Source organism: Roseovarius sp. MBR-154 (assembly GCF_053628595.1).
Genome location: NZ_JBRJGR010000025.1, coordinates 1 through 21,814 on the forward strand (window position 1 = coordinate 1; position 21,814 = coordinate 21,814).

The 21,814-nt window shown below is 62.3% G+C and carries 25 protein-coding genes; 14 read left to right on the forward strand and 11 right to left on the reverse strand.

Translation table 11 applies throughout. The annotated features are described in order from the left end of the window. Positions 1–546: 546 nt before the first annotated feature. A complete protein-coding gene (locus ACSSV4_RS19790) occupies positions 547–741 on the forward strand; it encodes a hypothetical protein (protein WP_454276827.1) in 195 nt (64 codons plus the stop codon). Between the two features lie 55 nt (positions 742–796). Here the strand turns inward: ACSSV4_RS19790 and ACSSV4_RS19795 are convergent, their stop codons facing one another. Beyond that, the gene (locus ACSSV4_RS19795; protein ID WP_454276828.1) at positions 797–1,540 is read right to left on the reverse strand and encodes a Crp/Fnr family transcriptional regulator; all 744 of its coding nucleotides are present in this window, start codon (positions 1,538–1,540) and stop codon (positions 797–799) included. Positions 1,541–1,701: 161 nt separating this feature from the next. On the opposite strand from ACSSV4_RS19795, the gene ACSSV4_RS19800 reads away from it, so the two are divergent. Both ACSSV4_RS19800 and ACSSV4_RS19805 read left to right on the forward strand, forming a co-directional pair. Next, on the forward strand, positions 1,702–1,935 hold the full coding sequence (locus ACSSV4_RS19800) for a hypothetical protein (protein WP_454276829.1): 234 nt from the start codon (positions 1,702–1,704) through the stop codon (positions 1,933–1,935). A gap of 351 nt (positions 1,936–2,286) precedes the next feature. Continuing rightward, positions 2,287–3,447: an AI-2E family transporter gene (locus tag ACSSV4_RS19805; protein ID WP_454276830.1), complete on the forward strand. Its 1,161-nt coding sequence runs from the start codon at positions 2,287–2,289 to the stop codon at positions 3,445–3,447. A 16-nt stretch (positions 3,448–3,463) separates the two neighbouring features. Here the strand turns inward: ACSSV4_RS19805 and ACSSV4_RS19810 are convergent, their stop codons facing one another. Together ACSSV4_RS19810 and ACSSV4_RS19815 are read right to left on the reverse strand one after the other, a co-directional pair. Then, positions 3,464–4,987, reverse strand: coding sequence for an OmpA family protein (locus ACSSV4_RS19810; RefSeq protein ID WP_454276831.1), 1,524 nt, complete (start codon positions 4,985–4,987; stop codon positions 3,464–3,466). 56 nt (positions 4,988–5,043) lie between these two features. Continuing rightward, a complete protein-coding gene (locus tag ACSSV4_RS19815; RefSeq protein ID WP_454276832.1) occupies positions 5,044–5,241 on the reverse strand; it encodes a hypothetical protein in 198 nt (65 codons plus the stop codon). A gap of 289 nt (positions 5,242–5,530) precedes the next feature. Here ACSSV4_RS19815 and ACSSV4_RS19820 point away from each other — a divergent pair, with 289 nt between their 5' ends. The 3 genes from ACSSV4_RS19820 (at position 5,531) to ACSSV4_RS19830 (ending at position 7,099) form a co-directional block, all read left to right on the forward strand. Next, entirely contained in the window at positions 5,531–6,052 is a 522-nt protein-coding gene (locus ACSSV4_RS19820) for a hypothetical protein (RefSeq protein WP_454276833.1), read from the forward strand. Positions 6,053–6,337: 285 nt separating this feature from the next. Beyond that, entirely contained in the window at positions 6,338–6,685 is a 348-nt protein-coding gene (locus ACSSV4_RS19825; RefSeq protein WP_454276834.1) for a hypothetical protein, read from the forward strand. 192 nt (positions 6,686–6,877) lie between these two features. Beyond that, positions 6,878–7,099 (forward strand): hypothetical protein, encoded by a 222-nt coding sequence (locus ACSSV4_RS19830; protein WP_454276835.1) that lies wholly within the window; start codon positions 6,878–6,880, stop codon positions 7,097–7,099. A 318-nt stretch (positions 7,100–7,417) separates the two neighbouring features. Here the strand turns inward: ACSSV4_RS19830 and ACSSV4_RS19835 are convergent, their stop codons facing one another. Further along, positions 7,418–7,807 carry a hypothetical protein gene (locus tag ACSSV4_RS19835; RefSeq protein ID WP_454276836.1) on the reverse strand — a complete coding sequence of 130 codons (390 nt, stop codon included), beginning with the start codon at positions 7,805–7,807 and terminating at the stop codon, positions 7,418–7,420. A gap of 3 nt (positions 7,808–7,810) precedes the next feature. Further along, a complete protein-coding gene (locus ACSSV4_RS19840) occupies positions 7,811–8,086 on the reverse strand; it encodes a DUF883 family protein (protein ID WP_454276837.1) in 276 nt (91 codons plus the stop codon). A 494-nt stretch (positions 8,087–8,580) separates the two neighbouring features. On the opposite strand from ACSSV4_RS19840, the gene ACSSV4_RS19845 reads away from it, so the two are divergent. Together ACSSV4_RS19845 and ACSSV4_RS19850 are read left to right on the forward strand one after the other, a co-directional pair. Further along, a complete protein-coding gene (locus tag ACSSV4_RS19845; protein WP_454276838.1) occupies positions 8,581–8,793 on the forward strand; it encodes a DUF3185 family protein in 213 nt (70 codons plus the stop codon). Between the two features lie 84 nt (positions 8,794–8,877). Next, positions 8,878–9,069, forward strand: coding sequence for a Thivi_2564 family membrane protein (locus ACSSV4_RS19850; protein ID WP_454276839.1), 192 nt, complete (start codon positions 8,878–8,880; stop codon positions 9,067–9,069). A 38-nt stretch (positions 9,070–9,107) separates the two neighbouring features. Here the strand turns inward: ACSSV4_RS19850 and ACSSV4_RS19855 are convergent, their stop codons facing one another. Further along, positions 9,108–9,527, reverse strand: coding sequence for a hypothetical protein (locus ACSSV4_RS19855; protein ID WP_454276840.1), 420 nt, complete (start codon positions 9,525–9,527; stop codon positions 9,108–9,110). Positions 9,528–9,956: 429 nt separating this feature from the next. Between ACSSV4_RS19855 and ACSSV4_RS19860 the strand changes: the two genes are divergently transcribed. Next, positions 9,957–10,310: a hypothetical protein gene (locus tag ACSSV4_RS19860; RefSeq protein ID WP_454276841.1), complete on the forward strand. Its 354-nt coding sequence runs from the start codon at positions 9,957–9,959 to the stop codon at positions 10,308–10,310. Further along, positions 10,300–11,133 (forward strand): hypothetical protein, encoded by an 834-nt coding sequence (locus ACSSV4_RS19865; protein WP_454276842.1) that lies wholly within the window; start codon positions 10,300–10,302, stop codon positions 11,131–11,133. The genes ACSSV4_RS19860 and ACSSV4_RS19865 overlap by 11 nt, the downstream gene beginning before the upstream one ends. 111 nt (positions 11,134–11,244) lie before the next feature. Here the strand turns inward: ACSSV4_RS19865 and ACSSV4_RS19870 are convergent, their stop codons facing one another. The 5 genes from ACSSV4_RS19870 to ACSSV4_RS19890 form a co-directional block, all read right to left on the reverse strand. Continuing rightward, complete coding sequence (locus ACSSV4_RS19870; protein WP_454276843.1) at positions 11,245–12,102, reverse strand: fumarylacetoacetate hydrolase family protein; 858 nt, start codon at positions 12,100–12,102, stop codon at positions 11,245–11,247. Further along, on the reverse strand, positions 12,099–13,652 hold the full coding sequence (locus tag ACSSV4_RS19875) for a sugar ABC transporter ATP-binding protein (RefSeq protein ID WP_454276844.1): 1,554 nt from the start codon (positions 13,650–13,652) through the stop codon (positions 12,099–12,101). Before ACSSV4_RS19875 ends, ACSSV4_RS19870 begins: the two co-directional genes overlap by 4 nt. Then, a complete protein-coding gene (locus ACSSV4_RS19880; protein WP_454276845.1) occupies positions 13,649–14,650 on the reverse strand; it encodes an ABC transporter permease in 1,002 nt (333 codons plus the stop codon). Before ACSSV4_RS19880 ends, ACSSV4_RS19875 begins: the two co-directional genes overlap by 4 nt. Before the next feature lie 14 nt (positions 14,651–14,664). Further along, on the reverse strand, positions 14,665–15,639 hold the full coding sequence (locus tag ACSSV4_RS19885; protein WP_454276846.1) for an ABC transporter permease: 975 nt from the start codon (positions 15,637–15,639) through the stop codon (positions 14,665–14,667). A gap of 196 nt (positions 15,640–15,835) precedes the next feature. Continuing rightward, entirely contained in the window at positions 15,836–16,786 is a 951-nt protein-coding gene (locus tag ACSSV4_RS19890; RefSeq protein ID WP_454276847.1) for a sugar ABC transporter substrate-binding protein, read from the reverse strand. 333 nt (positions 16,787–17,119) lie between these two features. On the opposite strand from ACSSV4_RS19890, the gene ACSSV4_RS19895 reads away from it, so the two are divergent. The 4 genes from ACSSV4_RS19895 to ACSSV4_RS19910 all read left to right on the forward strand — a co-directional run bounded on the left by ACSSV4_RS19895 (position 17,120) and on the right by ACSSV4_RS19910 (position 21,806). Beyond that, positions 17,120–18,823: an extracellular solute-binding protein gene (locus ACSSV4_RS19895; RefSeq protein WP_454276848.1), complete on the forward strand. Its 1,704-nt coding sequence runs from the start codon at positions 17,120–17,122 to the stop codon at positions 18,821–18,823. A 20-nt stretch (positions 18,824–18,843) separates the two neighbouring features. Beyond that, on the forward strand, positions 18,844–19,653 hold the full coding sequence (locus tag ACSSV4_RS19900) for an SDR family NAD(P)-dependent oxidoreductase (RefSeq protein WP_454276849.1): 810 nt from the start codon (positions 18,844–18,846) through the stop codon (positions 19,651–19,653). Between the two features lie 87 nt (positions 19,654–19,740). Beyond that, positions 19,741–21,039, forward strand: coding sequence for a M24 family metallopeptidase (locus ACSSV4_RS19905; protein WP_454276850.1), 1,299 nt, complete (start codon positions 19,741–19,743; stop codon positions 21,037–21,039). 2 nt (positions 21,040–21,041) lie between these two features. Further along, entirely contained in the window at positions 21,042–21,806 is a 765-nt protein-coding gene (locus ACSSV4_RS19910; protein ID WP_454276851.1) for an SDR family oxidoreductase, read from the forward strand. Positions 21,807–21,814 lie beyond the last annotated feature (8 nt).

Below are 21,814 nucleotides of genomic sequence, written 5' to 3' on the forward strand. Positions count from 1 at the left end.
ACCGCGGAGACAACCAAAGAGCCCGGCGCGCAGAATGAACCGCAGAGAAATCAGCTCTTGATCATGGCGATTAGAGAACGCCCTGGGACACTATCAACGGAGACATTTGCGCGCCTTGAAGGATCTTCGGTCGCTGCGCTTGCGGCATATGAAGCGGGCCATCTCCGCCCTGCCCTCCTGTGCCACTGAGGATCCGGAGGTCGCACATATTCTTGCCAGTTTCGCAAGCTGGCCACGCAGCGATACGTTGAGCCATCTTGGTTTGGACCGGCTTACCTGCATCAGCCTGCGCGCCGAATTAAGTGACCACGACATCGGGAAGCTGGAGCGTTTTGTTCCTGCGCGCCGATTATCGCCTCTGACACCAACCTGGATCAGCCTTGCGGCCAAGAGAACCGGGTAGGGTTCTTGGTGACGGCATGAGATTCAGCCGTCTGACGTTTGGTACGAGTGTCGGCAAGGTTTCCTGTCCGGGGTATCCGGTCTCCAGCCCGGCCCCGCAGGAAAACTTGTCAATTCGTCCAGACACTTGAAAGGATCCATTTCATGGACTCGAAAACACCTGCACCCAACACCGCCGAGAAGATGAAGACCGTCAAGGCGGCCTGCGACAAGGCCACCGCCGGCCCCAAGAAGGACTCGGCGATGAAGCATTTCCATGCGGCCGAAAAGGCGCACACGGCGAAGAATGACAGCGACTGCAACCGCGAACTCGACGCGGCCACGCACGCGCTGGCATAAGCGACGATTGACGCAAACAGCGCCCCTCCGGCAGAACACCGCCGGGGGCGGCGCGTCAGCGCAGAAGCGGGCCGTCCTGGTCAAGGTAGGCCGTGTCGAACCCCGCCATTTCCCGAAGGCGGTCGATATCGTTAAAGGTCACATGCCCCTTCCGGAACGTAACAAGGCCGTCATCGCGCAGATGACGCAGCACGCGGTTCACATGCACCGCACTCAGCCCGAGCGCGTCGGCCAGGTGATACTGGGTCAGCGGACAGGCATAGCCGGTCTTGTCGCCAAGACCCACAAGCATCAGCCGCGCCCCGAGTTCGAGCAGGAAATGCGCCATGCGTTCCTCGGCCGACCGGCGGCCGAGATTGACCAGATGCTCCACCACCATCGCCTCATCCCGAGACGCTGCCCAGAGAACGGCGGTGGCCAGGCGCGGGGCATGGTTAAAGGCATCGAGAATATCCGAGGCGAGAACCTCGGAGGCCTCTATGCGGGTCGCTGCCTCGATGCTGTGATCGGCGGTGCGAAAAAGGATGCTGCGCAGGCCCAGAAAATCCCCCGGAACCTGGAAATCCACAATCTGGCGCTCGCCATCGGGCAGCACCTTGTAGGAGAGCGCCCAGCCCTCGGCCAGGATGAAGGCCGATGCCTTGGACTGCCCTTCGTGGATCATCTCGTGCCCGGGCAGGAAGGTGCGCCGGCGGCGGTGAAACCGCGCCAGCGTCTCCAGATCGACATCCGACAGGGCAACGAAGGCCGAGAGCTTTCGGGTCAACGGGCTGTCCTTGGGCAATATTTTCGCTTCCATTGCTAGGGTTTCGGGCAGGGCTCGCCAACAGGAATAGCCGCGAAATGAGCAGTCAAAACTGCTCTGCATCAGCCCAGCCTAACAGAAGATGCGTATGATCGCACGATGTTGCGGGTTCATGAGGACCGGTGCACCGACCTCAATTTGAAAGTGAAGCTGATATGTCCCTCCCCAATGACATCGCCGGAACCGCTGCACTGGCCATTTGTGAGTCCCTGCTGCTTGCCCTGAATGATCGCAACATTTTGCCCGAGTCCGAGATCGTCGGAATTCTGAAGGATGCCGCCGCCGCGCATCAAAATGCCCCGGTAGGCGACGACGATGCGCTGCACGCGGCAGTCGCGACACTGATCAACGGCATCCTCGCCGGTGGGAATTCCGTGCGGCGGCACTGACAGCAGGCGTCGCGGCGACGGTTCGAACCGTCTGGTCAGTATGCGCGCGAACAAACCATGAGAATGGAACCAAGGAAGGCCTGCCGTTTTTCTGAGTTCCGCACGTGTGTCATTAACGTCTGACGCCACGCCTTGTTCCAAGGGCTCTTTCAGACAAGGCGGGCGTGGACGCGCGGGCAAAAGCCGTTTCCCAACCTCGCCTGGAAATGTTGGATCTCGGGCTTTTCCAACGATCCGAAAATCCTTTGATGTCGCAAGTTCGCAGAGAGGCCCGTGCAAGAAATGTCAGAAACCGATCCTAAAATGTCGTCGCTTCGACCACGTCCCACGCCAACCGGGGGATGGTTCTCCTTGATCGAGCGCGGTTCGATCCAGACGCTTTTTCTGGGCATCATCGCGGGGGTGATGGTCGTGGCCGCTCTGGATGCGGCCAGTCTGATCGCCGTTCCCACGGTGCTGGCGTTGCTCTGCGCGATCGCTCTCGCGCCAGCGGTCCGATGGCTGGAACGTACGGGGGCCCCCGCCTCGCTCTGTGCCGGTATCGTTGTCGGAGGTCTTCTGGTCGGGACGGCGATTGCCGTGTATGCGTTCGCGCCCTCGGCCGAGGCCCTGAACACCCGCGGGCCGGAGATTCTGCGCGCGGCAGAGTCGCGTGCGCGCCAGATCATATACGACCTGTCGCCGTCGTCCAACGGCGGACCCGGCTCCGAGGCCCCGGTCGAGCCGGAAAAAAGCCTGGTCACCAACCCCGACAATCCGCCTGCGTTGGACACGAACGACGAAAAGGATCCGGGCGACGACGCCATGGATAAACTGGTGGATGGAGGCCAGCGATTGCTGGCGGACTGGGCGATCGGCGCGCCGAGGGTTGCTGCAGGTGCCGTGTTGTGGGCCATGCTGACATTCTTTCTGCTACGTGATCGCGTGATGCTTGCCCGCCGGAGCCTGTCGCTGATTTCTCGCGCCTCGACGCGCCGCGCGGTGGCTCGGGCCATGCGGGATGTACGAACGAACGTCGCCCGCTACCTTCTGGCCATCACGGTCGTCAACCTGAGCCTCGGGATCTGCGTTGCGATCGCGTTCCACCTCATCGGCATGGGGCATGCGCCTCTCTGGGGCGTCGCGGCGGCACTCGCAAACTTCATGCCCATTATCGGGGTCGCCATTCTGGCGGTGGTCGCGCTCGCGGTCGGCATCGTTTCATTCGACGAACCGGTCGTTGCCTTTGCCCCCTTTGCTGTGGTTGTGGTGCTGAACGCAATTGAGGCCAATGTTGTCACGCCCATGTTCCTGGGCTCGCGCATCCGGATGGCACCGATTGCCATTTTCGTGGCAATCGCCCTGGGAGCTTGGCTCTGGGGAGCCGCCGGCGCACTGATCGCGACACCGGCTCTGATTGTCGCGACAGCCTTCGCGCGTCGGCTCAACGCCGCCGGTCGGCCCTCACTGCCCCGACGCCATCAGGAGGAGCCGTGTGGAACAATGGTTCTGACCGACGGTCCGGGGCCCTGATGGGTCCACGTGTCGGTCACCGCCCGCTGTCGCGCATGAGCGTCGTGATCCGGCGGACGGCGACACGGCGATTGACGCGTTCGGCCTGCTGCGTGGAGATTTTCAGGAACCGTTCGCCATAGCCCTGCACAACCATGTTCTCGGTTGGCACATCGAAATACTCGTTGAACGCCAGTGCCACGGATTCGGCGCGCCGATCCGACAGCAGCAGGTTGTAGCCTGGCTCTCCGACCGCATCCGTGTAGCCCTCGATCAGAAAGAGTTCGGTCGGATCCTCGGCGATGACGTCGCGCATCAGAATGCCCATCTCGCGCAATTGCTCGGCTTGCGACGGCTGGATCGCGGATGAGGCGGTGGCGAAGGTGACGTTCTGGAGATTGATCTCGGGGCTCAGTTGTCGCACTTCGTTGATGTCGCGCACCTGTTGCAGGCTGAAGCTGCGTCCGATGTCGCGGCGGTCGGCGGCAAGCAGGGCAGCGCGCAGGCTTTCGCGGTCGCTGGCCGCCTGATAGTCGAACGTATCGACGGATGGTTCGGGCAGGTCACGCACCACCACCGGCGCAAAGCTCTGGGTATCGTCGAACAGCACATATTCGCGCCCGTCCGTCTCGATCAGAACACGCCTCAGAACGCGCCCTTCGGAATCGCGGATGGTGACGATCTCGGTGCCATCGCTGCGCATGACATTGGTGCGCGTGGAGCCGTCGCTGAACCGCTGGGTGCGCACATCCGAACCCGGCTGGCGCAGCAACGCGTCGTCGTCCTTGAGTATTCGGTAGTCATTGTCGTCATCGACAACGATGACCCGGTCTCCGGTATTCGCCTGGACGCGCTGGCCATTCAACAACACCGCGCCAACCACCGCCGCGCCGAGGGCGAGCAGACCTGCCTTTTCAAGATCGCTCATCCCCTTCTTGGACTTCGCTTGTGGTGCAGCACTTTGTTGGGTGGTGACGGCATCCTGATCTTGAGGGCTCCATTGCTTGAACTCTTCATTGCTCGAGCGGCTTGTCTGCTCGGTAACGGTCTCTGTCGTCACGTCGGCCGGGGTACCGGCATCGACCTCGGTCGCAAGCGCTTCGAGCGGATCACCGGTCAGGGTCTCGATCAAGCTCGCGCCGGGTACCGCTGGTTCGGTCTGTTGGTCTTTCACTTCCGTATCCGCTCCAGCCTGAGCCTCTGTCGCTGCATCCGCCTTGGCCTGAGCCTTGGCTTCCTTTGCCGCCGCATTTCTCTCCGCCTGGTTTTCCGCCGCTGCCGCTTTTTTCTGCGCTTGGTTTTCCGCCGCTGCCGCTTTTCTTTCGGCCTGCTTCTCCGCCGCCGCCGCTTTCTTCTCGGTCTGATCCTCTACCGCCTTGGCGCGGGCCTCCGCAGCGTCCGCCTTTGCCTGGGCCTTGGCTTCGTTTGCCTCGGCTGTGATCTCGTCACCGGCAGCGTTCGCGTTGGCATTCACGTTGGACTGCGCCAGCGCCGGTCCGGGCTGCAGCAACGATATGGCGACGAGGATTGCCGTGGTCGATTTCAGCGTGTTGCGGGTCATGTCAGTGTCCTTTGAAAAGGTCGGGATAGGGCTGGCCAGGAAGCGGGCTTCGAATCTCAGTCCAGCGCCGCAACGGCGGCGCGGCACTGCTCGAGACACCCTGTATCGTCGTTCTCTTCGAACGCGGCCTGCGCGGCCTGAGCATGTGTCAGAGCCGTCGTCTTGCCAGGGCCGTCCGGGGCTCTCTGGCAGGCCTCCCAAGTGGCTGTCATCTCGTGCGACGTGGATATGAAGAGCGGGGCAGCAGGTTGCATCTGATTTCCTTGATGTGGTGCGCTAAGGACCGTCACCGGTGCCATCGGAGAGGTGAAAAGGCGGCATCCGCGCCGCCCGACAATAGCCGACCTTAAACCGAATGGATTGGTAGAAGGCTGATGCAGGTAAGTGCCAGACGCCCTGTTCTCTGCCATGAACGTCGAACGGGCGAGTTGATATGACGCCCGCAGTTGTTCTCACATCACATCCGAACAGGGGTTGTGCACCATGTCCGCCAGGGCATGGCGCAGGCAACTGGCGGTGATGATAAAATCAAGGAAAGTCACAATGAACCTTCTCCGAACCACAGCCCTTTGCAGCGTATTCGCTCTGGCCGCCGCTGGCTCGCTGGCTGCGATGGAAAAAACCCTCTCGGGTGTCGAGGTCAAATCCGACCTCAGCTCCTATGAGGAAAACAATGTCCTCAAGTTCTGGCCAACCCTGGACGAGGATCTCGCCACCGCGATCTCCTCGAAACTGAACATCGACGAAAAGGCCGACGCGCCGCGGATCTCGGTCGAGATCAACAAGGTGGCGATCAACGGCAACCCGGTGTTGACGGACTCGGGCGAGTTCAACCAGATCGAAGGCACCGTGACCACCCATCAAGGCGGAAACACGGTATCGTCGACCACCCAGGACGAAACCCAGAATGCGATCACCGGAAGCTATCCACTGCGCATGCAGGCGGTCAGCGGAGAGCCTCAGGTGTCCGAAGACTGGATCACCGTGGCACCGTCGCAGGACGACTTCTACAACGCCCTGATCGATGCCTACGCCACGCGGATCGTCGAGCGCGTCGAGGAATAACCACTGAAACAAGGCGCCGGTCCGACAGATGTTGGGTCGGCGTCTTTACGATTAGGGCAGAGTTACCCTATTGACAGTAGGTCTTCGGAGCCGATGCGCCGGATCATTCGCAGGGTGATGACGACCGCACATTACGGGATCCCGGATCGACACGCAGGGCCCTGCTGCATTAGAGAAGACGGTGCGTTTCTTTCTGGACAAGCCTGCTAGTAACGGCGTTCGCTGATCCTGACGGAAAGCGGCACCACGCAGAGAACGCTGGATTTCAAGATGAAGGATTGAACCATGACGGATGAAGACACGCTTTGGGCCATGGAAGAGCGGTTCTGGACCGAAGGTGCCGACAGCGCCCGGACGATGACGGCCAAGGGGGCCGTCTTTGTGTTTCCTTATCCGGTGGGCATCCTGCGGGGCAACGACATGTGGCGGGAAAGCCAGGTCGCGCAGCGCTGGCGGTCGGTTATTCTCTCGGAGCGGTGCTTTGCCCGCGAAAAGGACGTGGCCGTCCTAGCCTATCACGTCTCCGCCGAGCGAGACGAAATCCCGATCTATGAGGCGCTTTGCACATCGAGCTATCTTAATGACGCAGGCACATGGCAGCGGATCGCGCATCAGCAAACGCCTTCGTCCTGACCCCGCGCCTTTTCTGGTCTTACCCCGATGAACGGACGTTGAAATGGCTTCGAGCGGCGATTGCCCCTAACCCAGATCAGCCGGATGATTGTCGATCCATGACACTGTGACCAAGGTCTGGTGTGACCGCCTCGCAGCTTTCTGTGCAGGCCGCGCCTCGAAAGGACACATGCGATGAACGTTCATGGATTTATGATTGCAACAGCCTTGCTGGCGGCCTCGGCTCTCGCGGGTTGCACGAACCGGGACGGGACAGCGAACAATGCCGGCACCGGTGCCATCATCGGAGGTCTGACCGGCGTGGCCGCCGGGCAAATCGCCGGGGGTGGAACCGGTGCGACGGTCATCGGCGGTGCGGTCGGGGCCGGTGTTGGCGGGTTGATCGGAGCGAACCGGGATACGCAGAACCGGTGACCGCGCGGGGTCTGTTTGCGACAGGACCCTGATCTAGCATCCGGATCATGCGATTGCAGCCCCGCCGCACGAGGTAATTGGCGGCGGGGCCATCCGGCACGGGGCTCAGCTTTTGCGCATGGCTGCCTTGTCCCTGCCGAATCCGTTTCAAAGGACGCCTTCGAGCAGTTCGAGGACCCTCTCGGCGCGGCCGTCATCCGGGAACGGCGTTACCGTTTCAAACCTTAAAAAGCGCACGCCCCCACTGACCATCAGCGTGATCAGACGCGATTGCGTCGGCACTAACCTGGATCAGTGCAGATGCATCTCGCGTGCCCATCAGGACCGGCGTGCCAGCAAGAAGGCCGCGAGAAAGGCTGCGAGCGGAAGGATCGGGGCGGCTGACCGTGTCAGCGCCACAGCCAGAGCGATATCTGCGTCGATGCGGGACCGTGCCTCCGCAACCCGTGCCATCCGGCGCGCCACGAGGGCCTGCCCGATCAGATGCACCGCAAGGGCCAGCCCTGCGACGAGGACCGCCACCACAAGCGCCGCGACCGGAAAACCGAAGCGGCCAGTCAGCGCGGCCAAGCCCGATGCGAGCAGAAGCAGCACCGATATCAAAACCAGCACTGCCGTAAGAGCCGTCACCGTCACCCGGGCCGCAGCAGCTCCGGTGCGGGCTGCGAAGACATCGCGCAGCGGTGCGAGAAGCGGCAGACGGGTCACGGATCAACCCTTTCGCGCGACAAGGCCAAGCAAGAGACCGATCCCCGCGGCGATGCCGATCGCGGTCAGCGGATGGCCAAGTACCGCGTTGGTGGCCGTTGTTTGAGCGTCACGGCCGGTCTGCCCGATCTTGTGCGCGGCGGTTCCGATTCCTTCGGACATCTCTTCAGTGATCGTCGCGGTCAGCTGCGCAAGATCGGCGCGCAGGGTCTCGATCTGCTGGCCAATGTCATGCTCGGTCGTGGTTGTACCAGTGCTGAGAGGGGCGGATTTGTTCATCGGAGAATCTCCTGACATCGGGTCGGGTGCCGCGGGTTATGCCGTGGCTCACTTTTGCGCTGGCCAGTCTCGATGGGCTGACGCTGGCGGGTCTTATGCTTGGGTGCAGCAAGGCGGGCCTGCGTTCAACGCAGCCCCAGAAAGCCCAGGACAAACACGATGACCACGAACAGTCCTATGAAATAGATGATCTGGTTCATCGGGGTTCCTGTCCCGGCCGGGGGTGCCGACATTGGCATTCCGTCGTGCAACAGTAGCAGCCAACCCGGTGTGCGACACAACATGGATCAGTATCAGGGAAAGTGCTCTTCCAAGGTAACGTGTTCCCTTGGAAGGTACGAGTCGCTCCGAGGCTGATCCAGGTAAGTGCGGTGGTATGTAAACCCGCCATATTGCCCACTCACCGCCGCAGTTCGCGGGGGCAATGGTCAAGGCATGTCCCTGCAGCGGCCCATGTGCCGCACTGGGATATATCCTCACCGGGAGATCACATAATGACCCAGTCAAACATCTTCGGTCTTGTGGCACTTGTCGTTGGCGCCTTTCTGCTTTTCTTCGCATGGAGGGGAAGCAACGCCCCGGTCGACCAGATGACCGAGGCGATGACCGGTCGCTTTTCGGGAAACACGATGTGGTTCATGATCACCGGACTGATCGGCGTCGTCGCGGGTGGGGCACTGCTCATGCGGGGCCTGCTTCGCGCCTGATGCAGTAGGCGCTGCATGCCGCGTTGCCTTCGCACAAGCGGCTCGCCACCGTTCACCTATGAGCAAAATACCAGGGAACCAGTCATGTCATTAGTCAATCTGATTGTCACGCTTGTCGTCGTCGGCATCGCCCTCTGGGCCGTCAACACGTATTTACCGATGGATCGCAAAATAAAGTCGATCCTGAACGTCGTCGTCGTGATCCTCGTCATCCTGTGGCTGTTGCGCGGCTTCGGTCTTCTTGGCGATATCGGCGCGATCCGGGTCGGCGGCTAAGCCGCCGAACAGGACCCTGGGGCGGGACCGGGCGACGATCAGTCGCCCGGTCCCGTCGCGCCGGAGAATATCGTCTGTATCAGCATGTAAATTATTGCCATGATTGCGAGGAGGGTATGCCAGGACACGGCCACTCGCTTCGGCGTGGGGTCGCCTGATGAGGTCATACGACCCTTGTGCTCGGGTAGCAGGCGCGCGAGGTCATGCGCGACCGCCTGATGGTCTTGCCCCAAACGGGGCACCTCGCGACTGCGCGACAGCAACAGGCTCAGTCGTGCGCCTGCGCCACTCCGGCCGAGCGCGGCAAGCTCTGCTGCTTCGACCCATGGATCGAGGTTCTGCCGCGCCAGGGCGGACAGGACGCTGACGGTGCTGCCCGCCCGGTCCTCGCCGACCGAGGCATAGAGAAACCGCTCGAAATCGGGGTTGTTGGGGTTGAGGATCGTCGATGCAGCCATGAGCGTGTCCTCCCTCGGGGCAAGTGGTGTGTGGCGTTGGCAGGTCGCATCCGGGCCGAGACGCGATCCGGTCTCCCGCCTTTGCGACTATCATAGGGAAAGGCATGGGCGCGCGGGCTGACGCAGATCAGTCTGCAAGGACGGATCCTTGGCGGCGTGTCCCGTCCTGACTTAAACACGCAAATCGGTTCCGCACTAACATGGGTCAGTATGGCGGAACGGGGCCTGCCTTATGGTGCATCAGGTAAACAGGTTGCTCCGATGGCTGCGCCTGTTCTGCCGCTCGAAGCTGGAGGCGTGGCGCTGCGTTCCGTCCTCCCCCGGAGCGCCTCGCCCCTGAGACGCATCACCGACCGGTGCAATGCCCCGACTGCGATACCGATACCTGAACCCACAAAAGCGGTCCTTTTGACCGCCGAAGGATGTTATATGAATATTCCAGAATGGCTCAAACCCGGCCTCTACGGGGTTGCGATCGGCGCGATCCTCGTCGCCGGTATCGGCTTTGCCTGGGGCGGCTGGGTGACCGGCGGCACCGCGCGCGACAGGGCTATGAGCCTTGCCCATGACGATGTAGTCGCCGCCCTGGTCCCGGTCTGTATCGACATGGCTCTGACCGATCCTGATCGCGCGGCACATCTCGCGACGATCCGCGCCGCCACCAGTTTCCGGCAGCGTGATGCGCTGATGGACACAGGTTGGGCCACCATACCCGGCTCTGCGGATCCCGACCGAGATGTTGCTCATGCCTGTCTGAAAGGGCTGGATCTGGATGCCTCATGACTTCAGCACTCCCTCCGCAAAGTCCCGGGTCCGCGTGCCGCTGGAACGGGGCGATCCAACGGGAATGACGGTCCTCGGCCTCGGACTATTGATTGGAGTGTTCGCGTGCATCGCATCTCCGGTGTTCGCACAAGCGAGCCCTATGCCTGAGAACGCCCATGCCCGCAGCTATGGGGATGGATGGGAATGCGACCGGACCTTCCGTCGCGACGGGGCGGACTGCATACCGGTCGTGGTGCCGGCGAATGCCTACCCGACAAAGCGCACTTATGGTGAGGGCTGGGCGTGTCATCATGGATATCGGGAGACCGCAGCAGGGGCCTGCGCACAGGTCGTCGTGCCCGACGGCGGATATCTCGACCCGTCAGGCGCGGATTGGAGCTGCTTGCGCGGCTTCGAGAAACGCAACGCCGCATGTGTTGTGTTAGACCTGCCGGAGCATGCCTATCTGTCGGACAGCACCTACGGAAGAATATGGACCTGTGAACGTGGTTATGCGGTGGTTGACGATGCCTGTGAGGCGATTGTGGTGCCTGAAAACGGCTATCTGAACGCCTCGGGATATGGTCAGCCGTGGAGTTGTGAGCGTGGGTATGTCGACCGCGGCGCTTCATGTGACGCCGTGATCATTCCGGAAAATGCCTATTTCGACGAGGCAAGCTACGGGCCGGGCTGGACCTGCGAGCGCGGATACAAGGCGGTGAACGATGCCTGCATAGCGGTGGTACTACCGGCCAACGCCCATCTCGACCGGACCGGCAACCGGTGGGCCTGCAACAAGAACTTTCAGCGGTCGGATGGACAATGCGTGCTCAACAAATAGGCCCGTGGCGCTTGCCCTGACCCGACCCTTTTGATTAAGGGATAAGCGACAACAGCTTCGAGTTTCACAGTGCGCCCACTTGCTGACCCTTGACCGGATCATTCGCCCCGCTCAAGCGGCGGGAAGAACCGACGATCTCTGCTCGCCCAAACCCGCAATCCCGAGTGTCACGACCTCGCCACCGTGCAAATAGCGCTGCGGAGATTGGCCCATGCCGACGCCCGGAGGTGTGCCGGTTGAGATCACATCGCCGGGGTGCAGGCTCATGAATTGGCTGCAATAGGACACAAGCCGCGGGACTCTGAAGATCAGCGTCGCGGTAGATCCGGTCTGCATCCGCACGCCATCCACGTCGAGCCACATATCGAGCGCGTCTATATCCGCGATCTCGTCCAGCGTCACAAGCCACGGGCCCGTCGGCCCGAATGTATCGCAGCCCTTGCCCTTGTCCCATGTTCCGGCGCGTTCGATCTGGAATTCGCGTTCCGAGACATCGTTGACCACGCACAGGCCCGCCACATGGTTCATTGCGTCCGCCTCGTCGATATAGGCACCGGGCTCGCCGATGACGACGCCGAGTTCCACCTCCCAGTCGGTCTTGACTGAGCCGCGGGGGATCTGGATCGGATCGTTCGGACCGACAATCGCCGAGGTCCATTTGTTGAAGATGATCGGCTCCTCGGGGATCGGCATGCCGGCCTCTTCGGCGTGATCGGCATAATTCAGACCGATGCAGACGAACTTGCCGATATCCCCGACGCAGGGCCCGAGCCGCAGATCCTCTTGCGGGGTGCCATCCACCACCGGCAGCGCGTCGATATCGAGATCCTGCAGGGCTTTCAGGCCAGCGGGTCGCAATACCTGTCCCGCGATATCGGGCACGATGCCAGAGAGATCGCGCACGCGGCCCGATGTGTCGAGCAGGCCCGGCTTTTCGGCCCCGGGCGCACCATGGCGGAGAAGTTTCATGGGATGTCCTTACCTTCAGAGAGTTGGGTCGTGTGGTTCTGGTGTGGCTGGCCCGGAGTGAGGCCGGAAATCGCCTGGATCAGGCTGTCCTCGGTGACCTCCTCGGAGGTGAAGGTTCGCATCACGCGGCCCGAATACATCGCGACGATGCGATCCGAGACATGCAGCACCTCGGGCATTTCCGAGCTGATGACGATCACCGCGTAACCATGCGCCGCGAGATCGCGGATCAGGTTGTGGATCTCGGACTTGCTGCCCACGTCGATGCCGCGCGTCGGCTCGTCCACGATCAGCACATCGGGGCGCATCGCCAGCCATTTGCCGATCACGATCTTCTGCTGGTTGCCGCCCGACAGATTGCCTGCCTTCTGTTTCCAACCCGGCGTGCGGATATCGAGCTTGTCGCGATATTGATCGAAGATCGCGATTTCCGAGCCTTCGGCCACGAAGGGCCCGGCCTTGAGGTCATCGACCTGGGGCAGGGTCATGTTGTCGCGGCAATTCATGCCCAGCACGAGACCCTGCCCCTTGCGGTCCTCGGGGACCAGCGAAATACCGCGTGCGATGGCGTCCGCGGGGGAATGGATACGCACCTCTTCGCCGTTCAGGTGAATGGTCCCGGCAGAGGGCTCGCGCAGGCCAAAGAGGGTTTCGGCGATCTCGGTGCGTCCGGCCCCGACGAGGCCGTAGAACCCCACCACCTCGCCGCTGCGCACGGCAAAGCTCACATCCCTGAACAGATCCCCGCAGGACAGGCCGCGCACCTCGAGCGCCACGTCGCCCATCGTGTGATGGCTCTCGACGCGGCTGAGATCGAGGCTGCGCCCGATCATCAACTGCGTCACCTCCTCCTCGTTGGTCTCGGCGGTGTTGAGCGTGCCGCGATACTCCCCGTCGCGCAGCACGCTGATGCGGTCGGTGATCTTGAAGATCTCCTCCATCCGGTGCGAGATGTAGATGATTCCCACCCCGCGCGACTGCAGATCCGCGATCACGTCGAACAGCACCACCTTTTCGGCATCGGTGAGCGAGGCGGTCGGCTCGTCGAAGATCACCGCCTTGGCATCCACGGTCAACGCGCGGGCAATCTCGACCATCTGCTGATTGGCGATGGACAGGTCGCCGACGCGGGTGCGGGCATCGAACCCCACCCGCAGGTTTTCGAGGATCGCGTCGGTGCGGGCATAAAGCGTGCCCCAATCGACCAGCCCGAACCGCTTGCGCGGCAATTCGCCAAGATAGATGTTCTCGGCAACGGTCAGTTCCTCGGCGAGGCTGAGTTCCTGATGGATGAAGACGATGCCCCTGGATTTCGCCTGGAGGGGCGAGGTCATCACCGTGGGGGTGTCGCCGACGATGATGCGGCCCGCGTCGGGCTGATGGATGCCGCCCAGAACCTTCATCAGGGTTGATTTGCCAGCGCCGTTCTCACCCATCAGGGCATGCACCTCGCCCGGCATGACATCAAGCGACACACCATCGAGCGCGCGCACCCCGGGAAACGTCTTGACGATCCCTTCGAGGCGCAGCGCGGGGGTTTCTCCGGTCATATCTTGAGCTCCTCCTTGCCCTTGACGTTCAACTGCCGGTCCAGCAGCAGCACCGCGATCAGGATCAGGCCGATCACCAGATTGACGGTCGAGGTGTCGGCGCCGATATGCGCCAGCCCCTTGCGCAGAAGCTGGATCGCCAGCACCCCGCCGAAGGTCGAGATGATCGACCCCGCCCCGCCGCTGAGCTTGGTGCCGCCCAGCACGACGGCGGTGATCACCCAAAGCTCGTACAGCTCGCCGTCATTGGGGTTGACCGAGCCGGACTCAGAATAGAACACCACCGCCGAGAGCGCGGCGAGAGCGCCGATGATCATGAAATTGATCAGCATGTGCGGCCCCACCCGGATGCCTGCATTGACCGCCGCCTCGCGGTTGTCGCCGATGGCATAGGCGTTGCGGCCATGCACGGTCTTGTTCATCAGGAACCAGATCGCCGCCGTGACGATCAGCAGGACCCATGTCGCGGTGTGCAACCCCAGAACCTGCGCCTCGGCGAAATCCACCAGCGTCCAGTTGAGATGGCTGGTCGGCTGCTCGCCGTTATACATGAACACCAGCCCGCGATAGCCCAGCATCGCGCCGAGCGTGACGATGAACGCGTCGACCCCGGTTTTCCACACGATCAGCCCGTTGATCGCGCCCAGCACGGTGCCGGTGAGCAGCGCCAGCAGACAGGCCACGGGAATGACCCAATCGCCAAGCCCACCAAAGACCGGCCACGTCATCGCATCCAGCATCACGACCGCACTGAGCGCGTAGGTGGCCCCGACGGAGAGGTCGATATTACCGTTGACCATGACAATCGTCATGCCCATCGCGATGATGCCGATGGGGGCGGACTGCTTGAACAGGAGCAGCATGTTGTCGACGTCCATGAAGGCGTTTTCGCTGAGCGACAGGAACTGACCCGCTACTGTGAAGAAGATCAGCTCAAGGACGATAAAGCCCCAGATCGCGCCGTTTTTCAGATAGGTGCTGAGCTTGCCCGGTGTCATTTCCGTTCTCCTGTTCACGCGATGGGGGACCAGAGCCGGCCGCGCTTGGCCGCGATATCGAGCCAGACGGCGAGGATGATGATGACCCAGGTCACGACATACTGGACATAGAAGGGTAGCCCGACGAGCAGCAGCCCGTTCTGGATGAAGCCGAGGATCAGCACGCCGATCACGGTCTTGAAGATCGTACCCGACCCGCCCATCAGCGAGGCACCGCCGAGGATCACCGCCGCCAGCACTTCGAGTTCGAGACCCTGCCCGACGGTGTTTTGCGACCCCATCGAGCGGCTGGCCTGCAACAGCCCGGCGGTGGCCACGCAAAAGGCCGAGACCAGATAACAGCTGAACACCACCCGGGCGCGCGGAATACCCGAGAAGGTCGCCGCCATACCATTGCCGCCCACGGCATAGATCTTGCGCCCGAACGGTGTCTTGGCCAGCAACGCACCCAGCCCCAGGGCGAGCAGCAGAAAGATCAGGATGGGCACGGGGATGCCCAGAATTTCGCCGCGACCGAAGACGTCGAACCATGTGCCCGCCTTGTCGGCGATATCCATGTTCTTGCCCCCCGACCAGGTGAGGGTCAGGCCATGAATGGCCGACAGCATCCCCAGCGTGACGATCAGCGAGTTGAGCTTGAGATAGCCAACAAGGAAGCCGATGAAGGCCCCGAGACACAGGGTCATCGCGAACATCGCCGGAATGGCCAGTGCCGGGCCGATCTTGTCATGCAGGTCGAGCACGACGATGGTGGAAAACGACATCATCGAACCGACCGAGAGGTCGAGATTGCCGCTGATCACCACGAAGGTGACGCCAAGTGCCATGACCCCCAGGATGGCCGAGGAGCGGATGACCCCCATGACATTGTCTGGATCGAGAAACTGCCCATTGGCCAGCGTGAAGCCGATCATGAACAGGGCAAAGGCCACCAGAATGCCCTGTCGGGCGAGAAATCCGCCAATGTCCCTTTTGGTCAATGTCGCCATTTTCCCCCTCCTTCGGGCTCCGTCCTTCGGGGTGCTGACCTGCGCGTGACACGCAGGTCAGCTCTGCACGCGCCGGACGGTCGGGCGCGCAGGGCGTCGGGCGCAAGGTGCTTTCGCACCATGACGGTGTCGCGATGGTAGCATGTCCCGCAGGAATTCGAGCCACGGCCCGCCCGGCACCGCAAGGGCGCGGTCGTCAGAAGACCGGCTTGGTGAACTCGCCCATATTGTCCTGGGTGATCTTCGGCGTGTCGAAATAGTTGAGGAACGGAACGTCCTTGCCGTCGAGCACGTCGATCGCGGTCTGCAACGCCGCTTCGGCGTCATCCACCGGGGACTGGTAGATCGAGCCCCAGTAGTCACCGCGCGCCATCGCCTCATAGCCTACCGAGAAATTGGTGGCGCCGACGAAGACGATACCGTCGCGCCCGGCGGCGCGCGCGGCGTTGAGCGCGCCGACCCCCATGTTGTCATCGCCGGCATAGACGCCGTCAATGTCGTCATACTTGGTCAGGAAGGCCTCCATCACCGTCTGGGCCTTTTCGCGGTTCCAGTCGCCCGGCTGGGTGTCAAGGACGGTGACATCGGGACAGATCTCGGGCAGGCGATCCTCGAACCCCTTGGCGCGTTCGATGGCTGTGGTATAGCCCGGCTGGCCGGTGATGTGCACGACCTGCGCCTCCTCTGCGATGCCCATGTCCGCGAATTTGTCGCACATGATCTCGGCGGCGCGCGCGCCTTGCGTGATGTTGTTGGGCCCCGAGAAGGACGCGATGAAGTCGAACCCCTGCTCGGCTATGTTGGAATTGGTCACCACCACCGGGATACCGGCCTTCTTGGCCTTGCGCACGGCGGGGATCACCGCCTCGCCATTGGTAGGCCAGATGATGATGGCGTCGACCTCCTGCTGGATCAGATCCTCGATCTGCGCAATCTGGCGGGCGACATCGCCGCCTGCGTCCAGAACGACGGCCTCGATGTCCTCATTCGCGTCTGCGGCGGCGATGAACGCCTGTTCATAGGTTGTCTGATAGCTGTCCACGCCGACGTTGTTCTGCGTGATGCCGATCCTGTAGCCATCGGCCTGGGCCACGCTGGCCAGAGCGGTGCTGGCCACGGTCGCCGCGAGAACTGTACGAAATCTCATCAGGTTCTCCTCCCCGAATGTTCCTGTCATGTGCATTCCCCCTCCTCCGAAACGAGGGAATCACCGCCCGGAATGCCGGGCGACTGGTGAAAGCTTGCGCTCAAAGGCTTTCCGGCAATGCAGAAAATTTATCCATATTGGATATTTATATGTTCAAAATGGATATATCGTCGATACTTTCCGGGTCTGGACTTCGACACTGTGAAGAGGAGAACCGCGATGGTGAAATCGACTCCATCCAAAATGAATAATTCTGCGTCGGGTTTTCCGCGCAGACAGGTACAGGAGCCTGCCGCCGTCATGAACGCAATGGGTGCAAACGCGGAGAAAACGATGCACCCGTCCCTCGCGACGGGCGACCTGCTGCGCATCCTGTCCTATCTGGAGGAATGCAGCAACGAGTTGGAGACCGCCATCGAGTTGCAGGACCCCAACCCGGTTTTCCGCATGGCGCTGCACGCGATCAAGGGCCATCTCGAGGCCAAGGTGATGACGCCCACATCGCTGATCGCCGCCAGCAACGTGCCCTATGCCACCGCCAACCGGCGGCTTCGAGACATGCTGGCGGCGGGTCTGATCGAACAGCGCCCGCGCACGAAATCGGGCAAGAGCTTTTCCCTGCATCCCAGTGAAAAGCTGCTGGAGCAATGGAGCCAGATGTCGGAACGGGTGCGGCGGCTGGCCGAAACCCATTTCAACAGTCACGGCAGCGGCGACGACGCCCGCGATTACTATTTCGGCGGCTCTTACATGACCGCGCACGCGATTCCCCCGCTTCAGGTTCTGCCGGAACCGCTCAAGCTGGCGGGCGGGGTCCGCGTTCTGGTGCATGGCGACCCCACCTTCATGGTGATGGAAAACCTCAAGCGGCAATTCGAACAGGTGATCGGCACGCAAATCCATCAGCGCGCCTTTTCCATCGACCGGCTGCACGCCGAGACGTTGCGCAACGCCGACCGCCCCAAAAGCCGGTATGACCTGATCGCCGTCGACCTGCCCTGGGTGGGTGAATTCGCGGAAAAGGGGATCATCCGCCCCCTCGACGAGGTGATGGATATGGCGCGACTGGACACGGCGGATTTCCATACCGCCGGGTGGCGCGCGGCGCATTGGGACGGGCGGGCTTACGGTGTGCCCAGTCAAACCACCCCGGAACTGATGTTCTATCGCAAGGACTGGTTCGCACAGGACGGGCTGGCACCGCCGACGACGACCGATGCCGTCATTGAGGCCGCGCGCCATTTCCACAATCCGCGACGCGGACGTTATGGTGTGGCATGGAACGCCGCGCGCGGCACGGCACTTGGCCATACCTTCATGATGACCTGCGCAGCCTTTGGCCAACCGATCATCGACATTCCGAAAATTGCCGGCGGGTTCGATACCGACAAGCTGGCGCAGGGTGGCTTTCAACCGACACTGAACACCGACCGCGCGCTGGACGCCGCCGAGTACCTGATGCGCCTGCTGGATGTTTCTCCGCCCGACATTCTGTCGATGTCGTGGTATGAACGCATCCGCCCCTACGGTGCGGGCCATGTTGCGATGGCCTACGGCTATACCCTTCTGGCGCCGTATTTCGAACTGGATGAAAACAGCCCGGCGCATGGCAACACCGGCTATCTGCCCCACCCGCATGGGCCGATGGGCACGCCGATTGCCCCGGTCGGCGGCTATGTCCTGTGTATCCCGGCCAATCTTGCCGAAGAGCGCATTGATGACACGATCGAGGCGCTTGTGACATTCACATCGCCCGGGGCACAGAAACTTTACGCGCAGAACGGCAGCCGCACCGAACCGCGCTATTCCGTCGGCGCAGACCCCGAAGTGCGGCGCCTGTCACCGATCTTTGGTCTGCTCGACCAGATGTCATGGCGCGACGAAGTGCAATTCTGGCCGCGACCGCCGATTCCGCAAATCTCCGAGATCATCAACATCTGCGGTCACGAACTGCACGACATGCTGCGCGGGATCGTCACCCCGCGCACCGCGCTCGACCGGGTACAGGCCCGCGCCGAAGACGTTCTACGACATTAGAAAACTCAAGGGAGGAAATCATGGACCCCAATCGCCTGAACGGCAAAAACATCCTGATCACCGGTGCCGCGCGCGGCATGGGGGCCGCCAGTGCCGAAAACTTTGCCGCGCAGGGCGCCAATGTCTGTCTTGGCGATCTCGACGAGGCCGAGGCATGGAAGGTCGCCGACCGCATCAACGCCGCCGGAAACGGGCAGGCCATCGCGGTCAGGATGGATGTGACCAGCCGCGCCGACAACGCTGCGGCCGTCGCTGCCACGGTCGAGGCGTTCGGCTCGATCAATGTGGGGCTGTTCAACGCGGGTCTCAACAAGCCCCGGTTCTTCATGGATATCGACGAAGACAACTGGGACATGATCATGAACGTCAACACCAAGGCGATGTGGCTCGGCATGCAGGAGGTGGCCCGGCAGATGATCGCCCAGGGCCCGATGGAGGGCCACCCCTACAAGCTGATCAACGTGGGCAGTATCGCCTCGCGCAAGCCGCTGGTGGACGTGACGGTCTATTGCACCTCGAAATACGGCTGTCTCGCGCTGACCCATTGCGGGGCCATCGGCCTGGCCGAGCACAACATCACCGTCAACGGCTATGCCCCCGGCGTCGTGGTCACGCCGCTGTGGGAGCAGTTGGACAAGGATCTTGTCGATATCGGCTTCAAGGAACGCGAAGGCCAGGCCTATGACGACATCGTGCGCGACGCGCTCCAGATCAAGCGGGTCAGCTACCCCGACGACATCACCGGCACCGCGTCGTTCCTTGCCAGCGACGACAGCGACTACATGACCGGCCAGATGATCCATATCGACGGCGGCTGGTGCATCCAGTGACGCCTTGGGCAGGGGGTGCCCCGCCCGATCACAGCCTTGCCGAAACACACCAACGGTGGGCGCCACGCCCACGCAAAGGAGTAACCCATGACACGCGCCCTGATGCCCAACATGCTCACCCCGCAGGATCTTGAACCCAACTGGGAATGGCGGGAAAAGATCCCCGCCTGGGGCCATACCTCGGTCGATTTCGAGCGCCGGATCGACCATGACCGCCTGCGCCGCTACCGTCTCGCGCGGACCCGTCAGGCGCTTCAGGCCTCGGGTGCGGGCACGCTGCTGCTGTTTGACGTCAACAACATCCGCTATGTCTCGGCCACCAAGATCGGCGAGTGGGAGCGCGACAAGATGTGCCGCTTCTGTCTGCTGACCGGCGACGATAGCCCCTATGTGTGGGATTTCGGATCGGCTGCCGTGCATCACCAGCGCTATTCCGACTGGCTGGAGCCCGATCACTGCCTTGCCGGTGTGGTCGGCATGCGCGGCACGATCCCGCCGGAATTTGGCCTGATGCGCAAATACGCCAAAGATATCGCCCGGCTCATCAAGGAGGCCGGCATGGCCGACATGCCGGTCGGTGTGGATTATGCCGAAACCGCGATGTTCCACGCGCTTCAGGAGGAAGGGATAAACGTGATCGACGGCCAGCAGATCATGCTGGCGGCGCGCGAGATCAAGAACTGGGACGAGATCCAGTTGCTGACGCAGGCCGCCTCGATGGTCGATGGCGTCTATCACATGATTTATGAAGAGTTGAAGCCCGGCGTGCGCGAGAACGATATCGTCGCGCTCTCCAACAAGATGCTCTACGAGATGGGCAGCGACGACGTCGAGGCGATCAACGCCATTTCCGGCGAACGCTGTAATCCGCATCCGCACAACTTCACCGACCGGCTGTTCCGGCCCGGCGATCAGGCGTTTTTCGACATCCTGCAAAGCTATCAGGGCTATCGCACCTGCTATTACCGGACCTTCAATATCGGGCGTGCCACGCCCGCGCAGAACGACGCCTATGTCAAGGCGCGCGAGTGGATCGACGCCTCGATCGCCATGATCAAGCCGGGGGTGAGCACCGACAAGGTGGCCGAGGTCTGGCCCAAGGCCGAGGAGTTCGGCTTTCCCTCGGAAGAGGCGGCGTTCGGGCTGCAATTCGGCCACGGTCTGGGCCTTGCGCTGCACGAGCGCCCGATCATCAGCCGCGCCGTCAGTCTCGATCACCCGATGGAGATCCAGACCGGCATGGTTTTTGCGCTGGAAACCTACTGCCCCGCCGCCGACGGCTACTCTGCCGCGCGGATCGAGGAGGAAGTGGTGGTGACGCCAACCGGCTGCGAGGTGATCAGCCTCTTCCCGGCCGAAGACCTTCCCATTGCGAACCGGTATTGATCATGGCTAATCCGTTTGATCTTACCGGCCGCAAGGCCCTTGTTACCGGCGGCGCGACCGGCATCGGCGAGGGCATCGCCCTCGGCCTTGCCGCCGCCGGGGCCGATGTGGCGCTGACCTATCGCAGCCATCAACCCCAAGAGACCCTTGGCAAGATCGAGGGGCTGGGGCATAAAGGTGCGGCTATAAAGGCCGATTTTACGGGCCTCGATCAGACCGGCGCCGAAGAGGTCGTGCGCTTTGCCACGGACGCGCTCGGCGGCCTGGATATCCTGGTCAACAATGCCGGGATCATCCACCGCGAGGACAGCACGGAAATGCCGTTCGAGGAATGGCGCCGCGTCCTGTCGGTCAACCTTGATTCGGTCTGGCTTTTGTCGCAGGCGGCGGGCAGGCACATGGTCGCGCAAGGATCGGGCAAGATCGTGATCGTGTCCTCGGTGCTTGGCGCTCAGGGCGGGTTGCGCGTGCCGGCCTATGCCGCCAGCAAACATGCGGTGCTGGGGCTCACCAAGGCGCTGTGCAACGAATGGGCGCCCCACGGTGTCAACGTCAACAGCATTGCGCCCGGTTACACCGCGACGGACAACACGCAGGCGTTGCGGGACGATCCGGAGCGCGCACAGGCGCTGCTGGATCGCATCCCCGCCGGGCGCTTTGCCGAGCCGTCGGAAATCGCCGGGGCCGCCGTCTTTCTGGCCTCAAACGCCGCCAATTATTGCCACGGCAGCGTCGTGACCGTCGATGGCGGCTGGCTCGCGCGCTGAGGGAGGAG

Bases quoted from the DNA above. Each gene is read 5' to 3' on its own strand.
- ACSSV4_RS19790 (WP_454276827.1), top strand. From the start codon at position 547: ATGGACTCGAAAACACCTGCACCCAACACCGCCGAGAAGATGAAGACC.
- ACSSV4_RS19795 (WP_454276828.1), bottom strand. From the start codon at position 1,540: ATGGAAGCGAAAATATTGCCCAAGGACAGCCCGTTGACCCGAAAGCTC.
- ACSSV4_RS19800 (WP_454276829.1), top strand. From the start codon at position 1,702: ATGTCCCTCCCCAATGACATCGCCGGAACCGCTGCACTGGCCATTTGT.
- ACSSV4_RS19810 (WP_454276831.1), bottom strand. From the start codon at position 4,987: ATGACCCGCAACACGCTGAAATCGACCACGGCAATCCTCGTCGCCATA.
- ACSSV4_RS19815 (WP_454276832.1), bottom strand. From the start codon at position 5,241: ATGCAACCTGCTGCCCCGCTCTTCATATCCACGTCGCACGAGATGACA.
- ACSSV4_RS19820 (WP_454276833.1), top strand. From the start codon at position 5,531: ATGAACCTTCTCCGAACCACAGCCCTTTGCAGCGTATTCGCTCTGGCC.
- ACSSV4_RS19825 (WP_454276834.1), top strand. From the start codon at position 6,338: ATGACGGATGAAGACACGCTTTGGGCCATGGAAGAGCGGTTCTGGACC.
- ACSSV4_RS19830 (WP_454276835.1), top strand. From the start codon at position 6,878: ATGATTGCAACAGCCTTGCTGGCGGCCTCGGCTCTCGCGGGTTGCACG.
- ACSSV4_RS19840 (WP_454276837.1), bottom strand. From the start codon at position 8,086: ATGAACAAATCCGCCCCTCTCAGCACTGGTACAACCACGACCGAGCAT.
- ACSSV4_RS19845 (WP_454276838.1), top strand. From the start codon at position 8,581: ATGACCCAGTCAAACATCTTCGGTCTTGTGGCACTTGTCGTTGGCGCC.
- ACSSV4_RS19850 (WP_454276839.1), top strand. From the start codon at position 8,878: ATGTCATTAGTCAATCTGATTGTCACGCTTGTCGTCGTCGGCATCGCC.
- ACSSV4_RS19855 (WP_454276840.1), bottom strand. From the start codon at position 9,527: ATGGCTGCATCGACGATCCTCAACCCCAACAACCCCGATTTCGAGCGG.
- ACSSV4_RS19860 (WP_454276841.1), top strand. From the start codon at position 9,957: ATGAATATTCCAGAATGGCTCAAACCCGGCCTCTACGGGGTTGCGATC.
- ACSSV4_RS19865 (WP_454276842.1), top strand. From the start codon at position 10,300: ATGCCTCATGACTTCAGCACTCCCTCCGCAAAGTCCCGGGTCCGCGTG.
- ACSSV4_RS19870 (WP_454276843.1), bottom strand. From the start codon at position 12,102: ATGAAACTTCTCCGCCATGGTGCGCCCGGGGCCGAAAAGCCGGGCCTG.
- ACSSV4_RS19875 (WP_454276844.1), bottom strand. From the start codon at position 13,652: ATGACCGGAGAAACCCCCGCGCTGCGCCTCGAAGGGATCGTCAAGACG.
- ACSSV4_RS19880 (WP_454276845.1), bottom strand. From the start codon at position 14,650: ATGACACCGGGCAAGCTCAGCACCTATCTGAAAAACGGCGCGATCTGG.
- ACSSV4_RS19885 (WP_454276846.1), bottom strand. From the start codon at position 15,639: ATGGCGACATTGACCAAAAGGGACATTGGCGGATTTCTCGCCCGACAG.
- ACSSV4_RS19890 (WP_454276847.1), bottom strand. From the start codon at position 16,786: ATGAGATTTCGTACAGTTCTCGCGGCGACCGTGGCCAGCACCGCTCTG.
- ACSSV4_RS19895 (WP_454276848.1), top strand. From the start codon at position 17,120: ATGCACCCGTCCCTCGCGACGGGCGACCTGCTGCGCATCCTGTCCTAT.
- ACSSV4_RS19900 (WP_454276849.1), top strand. From the start codon at position 18,844: ATGGACCCCAATCGCCTGAACGGCAAAAACATCCTGATCACCGGTGCC.
- ACSSV4_RS19905 (WP_454276850.1), top strand. From the start codon at position 19,741: ATGACACGCGCCCTGATGCCCAACATGCTCACCCCGCAGGATCTTGAA.
- ACSSV4_RS19910 (WP_454276851.1), top strand. From the start codon at position 21,042: ATGGCTAATCCGTTTGATCTTACCGGCCGCAAGGCCCTTGTTACCGGC.